We start from the raw sequence: 15071 nt of genomic DNA on the forward strand, positions 1-15071 counted from the left end.
GGTCTCGAGCCTTTCGTTCAGCGCGCGCGGGCTTGCGCCAGGATGGATTCGAGCGTGCGTTCGACCAGCAGTACCTTGAACGCGTTCTCCCCGGTCGTGCGGGCGCCGGCCAGCAGTTGGGCCGTCGCGGCCTTGCCGCCGCGCGCCAGCTGGCTGTCCGCCGCCGGTACGCGCCACGGCTTGTGCGCCACGCCGCCCACGGCCACGCGCCCGCTGCCGTCGGCCTGCACCACGGCCGCCACCGAAATCAGGGCGAACGCATACGAGGCGCGGTCGCGCACCTTGCGGTAATAATGCTTGCCGCCCAGCGGCTTGGGTAACGTCACCGCCGTGATCAGCTCACCCGGCATCAGGTTGTGCTCGATGTGCGGCGTGGCGCCCGGCAGGCGATAGAAGTCCGCGATCGGGATCGTGCGCGTGCCGCCGTTGGGCTGCACGGTCTCGACGCCGGCGTCGAGCAGCTGCATCGCCACCGCCATATCGCTCGGGTGGGTCGCGATGCAGGCATCGCTGTGGCCGACAATCGCATGGCCGCGCGTATGGCCGCCGATGGCCGAGCAGCCGCTGCCGGGGGCGCGCTTGTTGCACGCCATATTGGTGTCGTAGAAATAGGGGCAGCGGGTGCGCTGCAGCAGGTTGCCGGCGGTGGTCGCCTTGTTGCGCAGCTGGGTCGAGGCGCCGGCCAGCAGCGCGCGCGACAGCACGGCGTAGTCCTTGCGCACGCGCGCGTCGGCCGCCAGGTCGGTATTGCGCACCAGCGCGCCTATGCGCAGGCCGCCCTCCGGCGTCGCTTCGATCTGGTCGAGCGCCAGGCCATTGACGTCAATCAGGTGGGCCGGGGTCTCGATCTCGAGCTTCATCAGGTCGAGCAGGTTGGTGCCGCCGGCGATGAAGCGCGCGTTCGGGGTCGTGGCCGCGGCCGCCGCCGCTTCGGCCGGGGTCGTGGCCTTGTGATAGCTGAACGCCTTCATGGCTTGACTCCTCCGACTTCGGCGATCGCGTCGATGATGTTCGAATAGGCGCCGCAGCGGCAGATATTGCCGCTCATGCGCTCGCGAATTTCTTCGACCGACAGCAAGGGCTTCACATTCAGGTCGCCGGTCACATGGCTCGGAATGCCCTGGCGGATCTCATCGATCACCGCCACGGCCGAACAGATCTGCCCGGGGGTACAGTAGCCGCACTGGAAGCCGTCGTGCTTGACGAAGGCCGCCTGCATCGGATGCAGCTTGTCGGGCGTGCCCATGCCTTCGATGGTGGTGATCTCGGCGCCATCGTGCATGATCGCCAGCGACAGGCAGGAATTGATGCGGCGGCCATCGACCAGCACCGTGCAGGCGCCGCACTGGCCCTGGTCGCAGCCCTTCTTGGTGCCGGTCAGGTGCAGGTGTTCGCGCAGCGCGTCGAGCAGGGTGGTGCGGGTGTCGAGCGCCAGTTCGCGCGGCTGGCCATTGACGCGCAGGGTCACCTTGCCCGTCACCGGCGCCGGCGTCTGCGCCGGCGCGCCCTGCCCGGCCGCCTGGGCGCCGGCCAGCGGCAGCGCCGCCGCCGTCGCGCCGAGCGCGCCGCCGATCAGGACACCGCGCCGGGTCTGGTTGATGGTCTTGGAGTCGTCCATGGGATTGCTTCCTTCTGTCAGGGATAAACCGGTTGATATTACGGCAAGCCCGGTGCCGCATTCATGAAGGACGCGGCATGGGCTTATGTACCTGGCTCATGAATCCGCGCGGCGCGCCGCGCGGCCCGCGCATAGCGCCAGCACGGCGGCGGCAAGCAGCAAGCCGGCGCTCAACTGGAAGGTCGCGCGGTAGCCGCTGGCGTCGAACAGCAGGCCGCCCAGCGTTGCGCCGAGCATGATCGCCAGCTGGATCACGGCCACCATCAACCCGCCGCCGGCTTCGGCGTCCTGCGGCAGGGTGCGCGCCAGCCAGGTCCACCAGCCGACCGGCGCCGAGGTCCCGACCAGTCCCCACAGCGCCAGCAGCACGGTGACCGCGGCGGCCGAATGACCGAATACCAGCAGCGCGGCGGCCACCGCCGCCATCAGCAGCGGCATCGCGATCAGGACCGGATACAGGCGGTCCTTGAGCACGGCGCCGATCAGGGTGGTGCCGACGAAGCCGGCCACGCCCAGCACCAGCAGCATCAGCGACAGGGTCGTCGCGTTCACGCCGGTGACGCTCTCCAGGAACGGGCGCAGGTAAGTAAACAGCGCGAACTGCCCCATGAACAGCAGGCTCACCGCCGCCATGCCGAACACCACCGGCGGCCGCCTGAGCAGGCGCAGGATGCCGCCCGCTTCCGGGCTTTGGCTGGCGCGCAGCGCGGGAAGGCGCCACAGCATCCAGGCAAACGCGATCGCCGCCACCGGCACCAGGCAAAAGAAGGCGCCACGCCAGCCGATGATCGCGCCGAGATAGCTGCCGGCGGGCGCCGCGATGACGGTCGCGAGCGCATTGCCGCCGTTGAGGATGGCCAGGGCGCGCGGCACATCGCGCGCCGGCACCAGGCGCATGACGGTGGCCGCCGACAGCGACCAGAAGCCGCCGATGGCCACGCCGATCAGCGCGCGGCCGACCATGAACAGGAAGTAGTTCGGCGCGAACGCGGCCACCGTGCCCGAGACGATCATCAGGAAGGCCAGGCCAAGCAGCAGGATTTTGCGGTCGAGCCGGCCGACGACGGCGCCGAGCAGCAGGCTGGTGACCAGGGCGAAGGCGCCGGAAATCGCGATCGACTGGCCGGCCTGGCCTTCGCTGATGCGCAGCTCGGCGGCCAGTGGCGTGAGCAGGCTGACCGGCATGAATTCGGAGGCGACCAGGGCGAAGGCGGCGAGCGACATCGCCATCACGGCGCCCCATGCCGCGGGCTGGGCCGGCTTGCTGTCGCAAGCGGCGGAAATTGCTGGATTCATGAATGACTAGCAGAGAGACGGCGGCGCCGGGCCGCCGTCAGGAAGGAAGAATCAGGCGGCCAGGGTGGCGTTGTCGATCACGAAGCGGTACTTGACGTCGCCCTTGAGCATGCGCTCGTAGGCGCCGTTGATGTCGTCGGCGCGGATCATCTCGATATCGGCCACGATGCCGTGCTGGGCGCAGAAGTCGAGCATCTCCTGGGTTTCAGGGATGCCGCCGATCATCGAGCCGGCGATCGCGCGGCGCTTGGTGATCAGGTTGAACACCTGCGGCGACGGATGCGGCGACTCGGGCGCGCCGACCAGCACCATGGTGCCGTCGCGCTTGAGCAGCGTGAGGAAAGCGTCCAGGTCATGCGGCGCGGCGACGGTATTGATGATCAGGTCCAGGCTTCTTGCCTGCGCCGCCATTGCCTCGAGGTCCTTCGACACCACGACTTCGTCGGCGCCCAGCGCCAGCGCGTCCTGGCGCTTCGATTCCGAGGTGGTGAACGCGACCACGTGGGCGCCCAGGGCGTGGGCCAGCTTGATGCCCATGTGGCCCAGGCCGCCGATGCCGACCACGCCGACCCGCTTGCCGGGACCGGCGTTCCAGTGGCGCAGCGGCGACCAGGTGGTGATGCCGGCGCACAGCAGCGGCGCCACCGCCGCCAGCTGCTCCGGCGGATGGGTCACGCGCAGCACGAAGCGCTCGTTGACCACCACCTGCTGCGAGTAGCCGCCCAGCGTGTGGCCGGGGGCGTCCGCGGTCGGGCCATTGTAGGTGCCGACCATATTGTCGCAATAGTTCTCCAGGCCCTCGCCGCAATCGGCGCAGGCCTTGCAGCTGTCGACCATGCAGCCGACGCCGACCAGGTCGCCGACCTTGTGGCCGCTCACGTGGGCGCCAACCGCCGACACGCGGCCGACGATCTCGTGGCCCGGCACGCACGGATACAGGGTGCCGGCCCATTCGGCGCGCACCGTGTGCAGGTCGGAGTGGCAGACGCCGCAGAAATCGATGTCGATCTGCACGTCGTGGGCGCCGGGAGCGCGGCGGGTGATGTCGAGCGCTTCGAGGGGTTTGTCGGCGGCGTACGCGCCAAAGGCCTTGACTGTCATGCTATTCCTTTCGAAAGAGTCAATATAGCCCTTGTCGGCGTGGGCGGATAGCCCGATTCGTTCATCAGGCTTATGACGCGCCCACATGAATGCCGTCACGCGCTGCTGGACAGGGGCGACTACCGGCGGCACACTAGGGGCCATGAACCAGGAATTACGCGACGCTGTCAGCACCTATGCCCGCGCCCACGCCAACCGTGACGGCCTGGCCCTCACGCCGGTGCCGGGCCTGCGCATGATGTGCCTCGACCGACCGGGCGACAAGCTCGAATCGACCTACCGGCCGCTGGTCTGCCTGGTGCTGCAGGGCGAAAAACACCTGCTGGCCGGGCGCCAGGAAACACTGTGCGCCGAGGGCCAGGCGGTCATCGTCAGCGCCGACCTGCCGGTGACGGGACAGGTCGTCACCGCCTCTGGCGCGCGGCCGTATATCGCGCTGGCGATCGAACTCGATATGGCCCTGCTGTCCGAGCTGGCCGACCAGTTGCGCGAGGCCACGCCCGCGCCGCCCGACCCGGCCGCGACGATGCTGGTGCAAGACGTCGACGCGGCGGTCCTCGACTGCGCCGGCCGCCTGATGCGGCTGGTCGCGCACCCGGAGGCGGTGCCGATCCTGCACCCGGGCCTGATGCGCGAGCTGCATTTCTGGCTGCTCAACGGCACCCATGGCCGGCAGTTGCGCTCGGCCATGGCGCCCGAGGCGCATCCGGTGCGCCTGAACCGCGCGGTGGCGATGCTGCGCCTGTCCTACCGCCAGAAACTGCGGGTCGAGGATCTGGCCGGGGCCGCGTCGATGAGCCTGTCGGCCTTCCACAAGCATTTCAAGGACTATACCTCGCTCACCCCGGTGCAATACCAGAAGCGCCTGCGCCTGATCGAGGCGCGGCGCCTGATGCTGTACGAAGGCGTTACCGCCAACAAGGCCGCGTTCGAGGTCGGCTACGAAAGCAGCTCGCAGTTCACCCGCGAATACGCGCGCCTGTTCGGCGCGCCGCCGCGGCGCGATGCGCGCCGGCCGGCCACCATGGCGGCGCCCGAGCTGGCCGCCTAGAGCACGTCCTCGATCCGGATCGGCAGCCTTCGTATGCGCTGACCGGTCGCATGCTGGACCGCGTTGGCGATCGCCGCCGCCACGCCCACCATCGCCACCTCGCCCAATCCCTTCACCCCGGCCGCGTTGAGCAGCGGGTCGGGCCGGTCGATGAAGCCGACCTCGATGTGTCCGATATCGGCATGCACCGGCAGCACGTACTCGGCCAGGTCGGCGTTCAGGAAGCCACCGTAGCGCGGATCGACCTCGCTGATTTCGCGCAGGGCCGCGCCGATGCCCCACACCACGCCGCCGCGCACTTGGCTGTCGGCCGTCACCGGGCTGACCACGCGGCCGCAGTCGACCATGCTCACCACGCGCGCCACGCGGATGCGGCGCGTCACCGGCTCCACGTTCACCTCGACGAAATGGGCCGCGTAACTCATCGACACGAACTCGGGATATACCGGCCCGGCGGGCGCCGGCATGCCGCCCTGCAAGCGGCCGTAGACGGCGTCCGGCTGGCCCGGCGCCTTGCACCGCACTTCGGCCTCGATGCGCGTGCGCTGCGCCAGCGCCAGCACCTGGGCCGGCCGCAAGCTTCGATCATGGCCCGGAACCAGCTGCGCCAGCGCTTCCTTGAGCGCCCGCGCCGCGTCCTCGGCCGCCGGCGCCACGCTGGCCGTGCCCCAGGATCCCGCGGTCAGGTGCTGCGGCGCGCCGCGCGTGTCGCCGATCCGGATCGCCAGCGCGCCTGGATCGACGCCCAGCTGCCGCACCAGCACGTTGGCGATCGCGGTGCGCATTCCCTGCCCCATCTCGTGCCCCGCCACCGTGAAGTGGATGCGCCCGTCGCTGGTGGCCGCGATGCGCGCGATCGCCGGGCTGGTCGCGGCCTTGTAGGCGCCGCAGGCCACGCCCCAGCCGATGGCGGCGCCATCGGGCGCCTTCATCGAGGCCGGCCGCGCATCGCGCCGGCGCCAGCCGAAGCGGCGCGCACCTTCGCGCAGGCATTCGGCCAGGAAGCGCGACGACAACGGCTTGCCGCTCAAGACGTCAATCTGCGTATCGTTGCGCAGGCGTAGTTCGACCGGGTCGATGCCGATCAACTGGGCCAGTTCGTCGACCGCCGATTCGAAGGCGAACGACGCCGGCTGCTCGAACGGCGCGCGCATATAGCCCGGCGTCTGCACATCGGTGCGCACTAGCCGCTCGCGGCCACGGAAGTTCGGGATGCCGTACAGGCGCGCCGTCATCTCGGCATACGAGGCCGGGAACAGGTCGTGGCGCGAGGTCTGCTGGTCGGCCTCGTGCACCGCGGCCAGGATCTTGCCGCCCGCGTCGGCACCGAGCCGGATCCGGTGCCGGCTGGCCGGGCGGAAGCTGGCGTCGTGGAACAGCTGGCTGCGCGGCACCACCAGCTTGACCGGCTGGCCGAGCCTGCGCGCCGCCACCGCCGCCAGCAGGGTCTGCATCTGGAGCGAATTCTTCATGCCGAAGCCGCCGCCGCACTGCGGCGAGATCACCTCGATGCGTTCCGGGTCGAGGCCCAGCTGACGCGCCAGGCCGTGGCGGATGGCGCCGCTGTTCTGCGTGCCCTCGTGGATCACCAGCGTGCCCTTGCGCCATTCGGCGACCGTGGACACCAGTTCGATCGGGTTCTGGTGCTGGGCCGGGTGCAGGTACCGGGCATCGATTTGATGGAGCGCGTCGGCGAACGCACCATCGGCGTCGCCCGCCACCTTGTCGGCGAACATCTGCTGCGGCAGCGGGGAGCCTTGCTGCGGCACGATGTCCTTGTCCGGCGCGTCGAGCGTGAGCTGGGATGGCAGTTCCTGATACTTCGCGCGGATCAGCGCAGCCGCCTCGGTCGCCGCCTCCAGCGTATCGGCCACCACCAGCGCGATCGGCTGGCCGCGGTAGGCGATCTTCGGCGCCAGCATCGGCTGCATGCCCTGGAAGGCGAAACCGCCGGCCAGCACGTGGCCGGCCGGCTTGTACTCGCCCATGTCGGCATGGGTCAGCACCAGCCGCACCCCCGCCACCGCGCGCGCGGCCCGGGTATCGATGGACAGTACCTCGCCACGGTTGATGGTGGACACGGCCAGCATCGCATGCAGCATGCCGGCCCGCGCCTGGTCGGCCGCGTACAGCGCGGCGCCGCGGACCTTGTCGCGCGCGTCGATGCGCGCCTGTTTCGGGAAAGCCGAATCGTTCATGGTCAAATCCTTTGTGCGGCGATCAGCAGGGCGTCGGCCACGGTGCGCGCGCCCAGTTCGATGCGAAAGCCATTGTGGTGGCCGGTCCTGGCGTCCATGAAGGCCGCGAAGCCGGCCGCGAGCGCCGTCTCGATGGTGAGCTCGCGCCCGACCAGTCCCTGCTCGGCCGAGCGCGCCCGCCACGGCTTGGTAGCGACGCCGCCCAGCGCGATACGCGCCTGCTCGACTTTGTCGCCCTGCATGGTCAGGGCCACGGCGGCCGAACTCAAGGCGAAGGCATACGACTCGCGGTCGCGGATCTTGTGATAGGTCGAGCCGCGCCCGAGCGTCGTTACCGGCACCCGGATGCGGGTAATGATCTCGCCCGGGGCAAGCGTCGTCTCGAGATCGGGCCGCTCGCCCGGCAGCCGGTGCAGCGCCTCGAGCGGGAAGCTGCGCATGCCGCCCGGCCCCAGCACGTCGAGCACGGCGTCGAAGGCGACCAGCGCCACCGCGAAGTCGCCCGGATAGCTGGCGATGCAGTGGGGACTGGTTCCCAGCAGGGCGTGGCCGCGGTCGATGCCCTCCAGCGCCGCGCAGCCGCTGCCCGGCACGCGCTTGTTGCAGGCGAACGGTTCGCCGCCGCGAAAGTAGGCGCAGCGCGTGCGCTGCAGCACGTTGCCGCCCAGGCTGGCCATATTGCGCAGCTGCTGCGAGGCGGCGCGCCAGAGCGACTCCGACAGCGCCGGATAGTCCTCGACCAGGCGTGGGTCGGCCGCCACCTCGCTCATGCGCGCCAGGCTGCCGAACACCAGTTCGCGCGTGCCGCCCGTGTCGAAGGCGCCGAGTTCCCGGACGCCGTTGATGTCGATGATGGCGGGCGGCCGTTCGACGCCGAGCTTCATCAGGTCGTACAGGGTGGTGCCGCCGGCCATCAGGCGCGCCTCCGGATGGCGCGCCATGGCCTGCACGGCGTCTTGCGTCGAACGCGCGCGGATCAGGGTGAATTCACGCATGGATCAAGCCTTTCCCATCTGGCCGGCGGCCTGCACGATGGCGGCCACGATGCCGTTGTAGGCGCCGCAGCGGCACAGGTTACCGCTCATGCTTTCCTTGATCCGCTCGGGCGAGCCGGCATTGCCTTCGCGCACGCAGGCGATCGCCGCCATGATCTGGCCCGGGGTGCAGTAGCCGCATTGCAGGGCGTCGTGGTCGATGAAGGCTTGCTGCATCGGGTGCAGGCTGCCGTCAGGTCCTTGCAGGCCTTCGATGGTGTCGACTGTGCGCCCCTCGAGCTGTAGCGCGGGCGTCAGGCAGGACACGATCCGGCGGCCGTCGAGATGGACGGTGCAGGCGCCGCACTGGCCATGGTCGCAGCCCTTCTTGGCGCCGGTGAGCGCCAGCCGTTCGCGCAACAGGTCGAGGGTGGAGGTGCGCGGATCGACGGTCAGTGAATGCGGCTGGCCGTTGACGACGAAGGTCAGCGCCACCCCGGTCGGGGCCTTGGCCGGCCGGGACTGGCCCGGGGTGGCGTCGACGGCGCCGCTCGCGGCGGCGACCGACATCACCGACAACACGAACTCGCGCCGGTTGACCTGGGCAGGCTGGCTGGATGGATCGGGACCGGTCGTCATGGCGAACTCCTTTGTCGAATGGGATGTCCAGGAATGTAGACCAGGCTCTCGCCGCGCACGAGAGCGGAAAAAAGAAAAGGCAATAACTGTGCAGGATCAGGCAAGCGGCCGCGCGCCGGCGCACTCCGGCGACATGATTTTCTTTCTAATGGCACAATTTTTGTACTGCGATCGCAAACCCGAAGGTGAGGCGCATTGAATTCATCCCCCGACAGCCTGGACAGCCATGTCGACCGCCTGAGCGGCAAGCGGCGCCCGGTCGTGCGCCTGGTGGTGGCTGCCACCGCGCTGGGCTGCATCCTGCTGCTGGTGTTTGCCGCCTGGTTCATCTGGTCGTCGCGGCTGACGCAGATCCGGCAAACCGAGGTCGCCACCTCGAACGTGGCGCGCATGGTCGGGGTCCAGGTCGAAACCGCCATGAAGGCCACCACCATGGCCCTGGCGAACGTCGTCGAGCGGGTCGAACACGACGGGCTTGACGCCGCCGCGATGCGACGGCTCCAGGACCACCTGGTCGTGCTGACCCAGACCACCCCCGAACTGCACGGGATCTTCGTGTATGCGGCCGATGGCCGCTGGCTCGCGTCGTCGCTGAGCGGGACGCGCCAAGGCGACAACTCGGACCGCGCCTATTTCAAGCACCACCGCGCCCATCGCAGCCGCGACATCTACGTCGGGCATCCGGTCAGGAGTCGCTCCACCGGCGTCTGGGTGCTGCCGATCTCGCGCCGCCTCGACAATCCGGACGGCAGCTTCGCCGGCGTGGCGCTGGTCACCCTCAAGGTCAATTTTTTCGAGCGCATCTACGATGAGCTGGACGTCGGCAAGACCGGCACGGTCTTGCTGGCCCTGGAAGACGGCACGGTGATCTACCGCCGCCCCTTCGACGACAGGATGATCGGCACCAATCTCGCCGGTGGCGCGATATTCCAGGCCATCAAGCAGAACCGGGTCGGCTCGGACTTCCTGGTGGCCCGGATCGACAATATCGAGCGACTGTACAGCTACCGGCGCGTCGACGACTTCGCCTTCGTGATCGCCGTCGGCCAGACCAAGGACGAGCTGCTCGGCCCCTGGAAGCGCTTCAGCCTCCTGATCGGCGTGGCGGTCCTGCTGATCGCCGCCACGTTCGCGGTCTTTGCCCGCAAACTGATCCGGCAATTCATCATCCGCGACCGCCTCGACCAGAAGCTGCGCGCCTATTCATACGACCTGCGGCGCGACAATCTCGGCCTGCAGGAGCTGGCCCATACCGACACCCTGACCCGGCTGGCCAACCGGCGCCGCTTCGACGAGGTACTTGCGCACGAGCTGGCGCGCGCCGCGCGCGGCAATACCCCGCTGGCCCTGATCCTGCTGGATGTCGACTACTTCAAGAAGTTCAACGACCATTACGGCCATCCGGCCGGCGACACTTGCCTGCAACAGGTCGGACGCCTGCTGGCGGCGCAGGTCAACCGCAACGACGACCTGGCGGCCCGCTACGGCGGCGAGGAATTCGCGATCATCCTGCCGCACACCGACCTGGCCGGGGCAGCCGCGGTGGCCGAGCGGATGCGCGCCGAGGTCCAGGCGCTGCGCATGCCGCACGACGAGTCGCCGTTCGGCGTCGTCACGGCCAGCCTCGGCGTGGCCGCCCTGGTCGCCCCGATGGACGCGCAAGACCTCATCGCCCGCGCCGACCGCCAGCTGTACCAGGCCAAGCACCTCGGCCGCAACCGCGTGTGCGGCGACGACCGCGCGCCGGCGGCCGAATCAGGCGGCCAGGCCACGCAGTGAGGCGACGATATCGTGCAGGCTGGCGACCTCACAGCTCGGGATCGCCTGCGAGTCGTTGGCCAGGCGCCCCGGGTTGAACCAGCAGCTCTCGATGCCGAAGCGGTTGGCGCCCAGGATGTCGGCATCCAGGCGGTCGCCGACGATCACGGTTTCGTGCTTGGCGAAGCTGCGCGCCATCTTGCTGGTGTAGTCGAAGAAGCGGCTGTCGGGCTTGGCGAAGCCGCAGGCCTCGGAGGTCGCGACGAACGACAGGTGCCCGGCCAGGCCCGAGCTGGCGATGCGCCGGTGCTGGATCTGGTGGGCGCCGTTGGTGATGATGCCCACCTCGCCGATGCCGGCCAGGGTGTCGCACAGCTGGGCGGCACCGTCGACCAGCACCACGGTATCGGCCAGCGATTCGATATACAGGTCGCTGGCGCGCTGCGGATCGATCTCGACGCCGTTGTCCGCGAAGGTCTTGCGGAAGCGCTCGACCTTGAGGAAGTCCTTGGTCACGGTGCCCAGCTCGAAACGGCGCCACAGGTCGAGATTGGTCGCCTGGTACTGGCGAAACAGCGCGTCGACGCCGTCGCGCACGTCCAGTTGCGCCATGGTGCGCATGAAGGAGCGCTGTTCGGAGGCGCGGAAATCGAGCAGGGTGTCGTCGAGGTCGAACAGGAAGAGTCGGTGTTTCATACGTCGGGATGAGAGAGCAGCTGGGTTTCATGGTAGCACGCTCATCCCGGGCCTGCAGGCGGCCACTCAGCTCGGCTTGGGATCGGGCACCGGTTCCTCGTCGTGCGGCAGGTGCACCGGCTGGTGGTGCGGATGCGGGGTGTCGAACGGCGCCGGCGCCGGTTCCTCGATCGGCGCCGGATCGGGGGCGCGGTGGGCGTGGATGGGAAAGCGCGGCGGCATCCGAAGTACTTGTTGAGCTGCGTGCATGATGCGGTCTCCTTGCAGGAATGCGGAACGGCCAACCTTAGCATGCGGCCCGACAGCGCGGCGCGCGCCGGCAGTGGGCTACAATGCGTTTTTCCTGAACACAGCCCTTTTGCCGCATATGGACTTATCGATCACCACCCTGGCCCTGCTGGTCCTGACCCCGCTGCTGGTGTGGCGCATCTACCGCCGCCTCAAGACCCAGATGCAGCGCCAGCGCTCGATCGGGTCGCGCCACTTCACGGGCGTGCTGGTGTTCGGCGCCATGATCCTGGTGCCGCTGACGCAGCTGTTCGATACGCCCTACAACCTGGCCGCGCTGCTGGTCGGCGCCGTTGGCGGCATCGGCTATGGCGTCTGGGGCATCAAGCTGACCCGGTTCGAGGAAACCCCGCAGGGTTACTTCTTCACCCCGAACATGCGCCTGGGGCTGGTGATGGCCATGATCCTGGTGGCGCGCCTGCTGTATATCGGCATCGAGGTGTATGCCAACCAGGGCAAGGGCATCGTCACGCCGCGCCTGACCGACAGCCCGCTGACCATGCTGTGCGTGGGGGTCACGGCCGGTTACTTCGGCTACTACTCGGCCGCGCTGCTGCGCTGGCGGCGGCGGGTGCGCAAGGCGATCGACCAGGCCTAGGGTCGGCGGCGTAGCCGCCAATCCTAGGCGGCCTTCGCCTCTTCTTTCCGCCGCTGCAGCACGAAGATCGGCTGCGCCCACTGCATGTCCTTCTTCTTCTTGCTCGTGATGAGCGTCAGTTCCGAAGGATCGTAGACGTCGGTGTTGTGCGTCAGCGGCGTCGTCATCAGGTACTGGGCGTCGGTGTTCTTCAGGAACTCGCCGACCAGCTGGATATTGCGGATATCCAGGTGCGCGAACGGTTCGTCGATGAACACGAAGCCGCCCGAGCCTTCCTCGGATTTCAACAGCCCGATCAGCAGCACCAGCGACTTCATCACCTGCTGGCCGCCCGAGGCTTCGCCGTCGTTCATCCCGATCTGGTCCTTGCCGTCGAACTTGAAGCGCACGTGCAGGCCGGCCTGGGACAGTTGCACGTCGTCGTTCTCGAGCCGCACCGGGTCGGCCTGGACGTCGATGCCGGCCAGCGAACCGAGTTCGCGGATGTTCTTGGTATAGGTCTTGATCGTGTAGCGCAGGCGCTCGATATAGGCCCCGCGCGCATTGCCGGTGGCCTCGATCGCGCGGTTGTTCTGGTAGCGGCGCTCCTCGGTCTCGGTCTGGCGGCTGTCGAGCTGCTCGTGCAGGCGCGCATACTGGTCGATCACGGTCGGATCGAGTTCCCAGTCCTCGCGCGCCAGCGAATGTTCGAGCGAACCGAGGCGCAGGTTGACCTGGTGCGCGTTCTGGTGCTTGGCCACCAGGTCGCCGCGCCAGTTGGGGTTCTTCCAGGCGCCCGGCACCGCGCGCCAGCCGCGGCGCAGTTCCAGCAGCGCCTTGGCGTGCTCGCTGCGCTGCTCGATCTGGCGCCGGTGGTTCAGGCGCATGCCGGCTTCGGCTTCCGACAGGGCCATGCGCGCGTTCTGCCACACGGTGTCGGCGCGGGTGCGGTTGACGGTCGCGTTCTTGCTCAGGGTTTGCAGCTCGCCCAGGCGCGCGCCCACTTCCAGGCGCTCGGCCTTGAGCGGGGTGAGCGCGCGCAGCGCTTCCTCGAATTCTTCCTGGCGCGCCGACAGTTCCTTGGCCGCGTCGACGCCGGCGATGCGCGCCTTCAGGCCGCCCACTTCGGCGGCCAGCTTCGAGATCGCCAGCGTCAGCTCGTCCTCGCGCTTTTCGAGCGCCGGCATCAGCTTCTGGATCGCTTCCAGGCGCTGGGTCTTGCCGGCCGCGCCGAAACGGTAGCGCGAGGCCTCGACGAACAGCGAGCGGCCGCCGCGCCGTTCGCGGTGATAGGCGTCCGGCGTGATCCATTCGTCGGAACGGCTCTTGAAGCCTTCGTCGACCGAGTCGACGCGTTCGATGCGTTCGAGCTGGTCGATCAACCAGCCCGGCGCCTTGCCCGAGAAGCGCACCACCGACAGCAGGCTGTCATCCTTGACCACCGGCGCATTGACGCAGTCCGGCACGATGAAGTGGCGATAGCGTTCCTTCTCGGCCAGGCGGTAAGCCGCCGGGGCGTCCTTCGCATTCTCCAGCAGCACCACCGAGGCGTAGCCGCCCAGCACGCCCTCGACCGCGCCCTGCCATTTCGGATCGGTCACTTCGACGATGTCCGACAGCATGGCGTGGGCGATGCCCTCGTCGCGCAGCGCGCGCCGCATCAGGCGCTGGGCTTCCGGTTCCGGCATCGAGGTCTTGCCCTGCAGCGCCGAGATGGTCGCCATCTCGCCGGCGATCTTGTTCGATACCGCTTCGCGCGCGCTCTTCTGGCGCGCCAGCTCGGCTTCTTTCTCGTCGAGCTGTTTCGCCACTTCGGCGATGTCGGCGCCGGCATCAAGCGACAGCTTCTGCAACCGGTCGCGCTGCTCGAGCAGGCTTTCCAGGGGCTTCAGGCGCGCGTTCACCTCGGACAGGCGCTTGGCCAGCACGCCGCCTTCGGCTTCCAGTTCGGTTTCCTGCTTTTGCGCGTCGGTCAACGCGCGCTGCTGCGCCGCCAACTGGCTGCGCTTCTCGGCCAGCTGGCCATCGGCCTGCACCAGCGGTTTCTTCGCCTCGCGCAGCATGCGGCTGTTGTTGGCCGCCTTTTCGCGCGCTTCATGGTATTGCAGCGCCGGCAGCACTTCTTCCTGGAGCGTACGCTTTTCCTTGTGCAGGTCGGACCACTGGTGGTGGTTGGCCACGCGCAGGCGCAGCCCTTCCAGGTTGGTGCGCGAGGTCTCCAGTTCGGTCTCGAAGCGTTTCAGCTCGACCTCGGTGTCGCGCTGGTGGCGCTTGGCTTCGTCATACGCATCCAGCACTTCCTTGTCGCCAAAGACCTGGAACACCAGGTCCAGCAACTGGCGCGGCGCGTATTCGCACAATTTATCGGTCTCGCCCTGCTCCAGCGCCAGCACCTTCGACATCGCCGGCGACAGGCCGGCCGAGGCCAGGCGCTTGCGATAGTTCTCGACGCCCAGCCAGTCGGTCGCTTCGGTCACTTCCTCGATCTCGACATTCCCCGGGCGCATCAGGTACTGGCGCTTCCAGTCGCCGCCATTCTTTTGCACCTGGCAGAACAGCGTCACTTCGTCGTCCGCGAAAAAGCCCGAATGGCGGAACGGGCGGTTCGACAGCTGGCGTCCGACCGGCTTGTTGTCGACCACGGCGCGCAGCCAGGCGCTTTGCTGGCCCGAGTGGCGCGCATAGTGTTTATACGTGCGCCCCATCGAGCAATCCAGGCCGAACAGGGTGCGCATCGCGTCGAGCAGCGTGGTCTTGCCCGAGCCGTTCTGGCCGGCGATCGTGATGATCTTGGCGTCCAGCGGAATGTTCTTGATCCGCTGCCAGTAATCCCAGTGGACCAGTTCGAGTGATTTAATGTGGAACATCGGCTATC

Annotated in this window: 13 protein-coding genes; 3 read left to right on the plus strand and 10 right to left on the minus strand. The window is 68.4% G+C overall.

Annotation, left to right across the window (positions count from 1 at the left end):
- Positions 1–17: 17 nt before the first annotated feature.
- The 4 genes from GNT67_RS00685 to GNT67_RS00700 form a co-directional block, all read right to left on the minus strand.
- Positions 18–971, minus strand: a complete 954-nt coding sequence (locus tag GNT67_RS00685) for an FAD binding domain-containing protein (RefSeq protein WP_159627634.1) — start codon at positions 969–971, stop codon at positions 18–20.
- Positions 968–1618 carry an aldehyde dehydrogenase iron-sulfur subunit PaoA gene (paoA, locus tag GNT67_RS00690; protein ID WP_159627636.1) on the minus strand — a complete coding sequence of 217 codons (651 nt, stop codon included), beginning with the start codon at positions 1616–1618 and terminating at the stop codon, positions 968–970. Before paoA ends, GNT67_RS00685 begins: the two co-directional genes overlap by 4 nt.
- 96 nt (positions 1619–1714) lie before the next feature.
- The gene (locus GNT67_RS00695; protein ID WP_159627638.1) at positions 1715–2914 is read right to left on the minus strand and encodes an MFS transporter; all 1200 of its coding nucleotides are present in this window, start codon (positions 2912–2914) and stop codon (positions 1715–1717) included.
- 51 nt (positions 2915–2965) lie between these two features.
- The gene (locus GNT67_RS00700; RefSeq protein WP_159627640.1) at positions 2966–4015 is read right to left on the minus strand and encodes an NAD(P)-dependent alcohol dehydrogenase; all 1050 of its coding nucleotides are present in this window, start codon (positions 4013–4015) and stop codon (positions 2966–2968) included.
- A gap of 142 nt (positions 4016–4157) precedes the next feature.
- On the opposite strand from GNT67_RS00700, the gene GNT67_RS00705 reads away from it, so the two are divergent.
- Positions 4158–5066 (plus strand): AraC family transcriptional regulator, encoded by a 909-nt coding sequence (locus tag GNT67_RS00705; RefSeq protein WP_159627642.1) that lies wholly within the window; start codon positions 4158–4160, stop codon positions 5064–5066.
- Here the strand turns inward: GNT67_RS00705 and GNT67_RS00710 are convergent.
- Genes GNT67_RS00710 through GNT67_RS00720 form a run of 3 tightly spaced genes read right to left on the minus strand, consistent with a single transcriptional unit; the run spans position 5063 to position 8877 of the window.
- Positions 5063–7264 carry a xanthine dehydrogenase family protein molybdopterin-binding subunit gene (locus GNT67_RS00710; RefSeq protein WP_159627644.1) on the minus strand — a complete coding sequence of 734 codons (2202 nt, stop codon included), beginning with the start codon at positions 7262–7264 and terminating at the stop codon, positions 5063–5065. The genes GNT67_RS00705 and GNT67_RS00710 overlap by 4 nt on opposite strands.
- A gap of 2 nt (positions 7265–7266) precedes the next feature.
- Positions 7267–8259: an FAD binding domain-containing protein gene (locus tag GNT67_RS00715; RefSeq protein ID WP_159627646.1), complete on the minus strand. Its 993-nt coding sequence runs from the start codon at positions 8257–8259 to the stop codon at positions 7267–7269.
- A gap of 3 nt (positions 8260–8262) precedes the next feature.
- Entirely contained in the window at positions 8263–8877 is a 615-nt protein-coding gene (locus tag GNT67_RS00720; RefSeq protein ID WP_159627648.1) for a (2Fe-2S)-binding protein, read from the minus strand.
- Between the two features lie 195 nt (positions 8878–9072).
- Between GNT67_RS00720 and GNT67_RS00725 the strand changes: the two genes are divergently transcribed.
- Positions 9073–10656: a GGDEF domain-containing protein gene (locus GNT67_RS00725; protein WP_159627650.1), complete on the plus strand. Its 1584-nt coding sequence runs from the start codon at positions 9073–9075 to the stop codon at positions 10654–10656.
- Here GNT67_RS00725 and GNT67_RS00730 read toward each other — a convergent pair.
- Both GNT67_RS00730 and GNT67_RS00735 read right to left on the minus strand, forming a co-directional pair.
- Complete coding sequence (locus tag GNT67_RS00730) at positions 10633–11331, minus strand: YjjG family noncanonical pyrimidine nucleotidase (RefSeq protein ID WP_159627652.1); 699 nt, start codon at positions 11329–11331, stop codon at positions 10633–10635. The two genes, GNT67_RS00725 and GNT67_RS00730, sit on opposite strands and share 24 nt — an antisense overlap.
- 66 nt (positions 11332–11397) lie before the next feature.
- A complete protein-coding gene (locus GNT67_RS00735) occupies positions 11398–11580 on the minus strand; it encodes a hypothetical protein (protein WP_159627654.1) in 183 nt (60 codons plus the stop codon).
- Between the two features lie 118 nt (positions 11581–11698).
- Between GNT67_RS00735 and GNT67_RS00740 the strand changes: the two genes are divergently transcribed.
- Complete coding sequence (locus GNT67_RS00740; RefSeq protein WP_159627656.1) at positions 11699–12217, plus strand: CcdC protein domain-containing protein; 519 nt, start codon at positions 11699–11701, stop codon at positions 12215–12217.
- Between the two features lie 23 nt (positions 12218–12240).
- Here the strand turns inward: GNT67_RS00740 and GNT67_RS00745 are convergent, their stop codons facing one another.
- Positions 12241–15063 carry an ATP-binding protein gene (locus GNT67_RS00745; protein WP_159627658.1) on the minus strand — a complete coding sequence of 941 codons (2823 nt, stop codon included), beginning with the start codon at positions 15061–15063 and terminating at the stop codon, positions 12241–12243.
- Positions 15064–15071: the final 8 nt, after the last annotated feature.

The sequence above is a fragment of the Massilia puerhi genome (assembly GCF_009861485.1).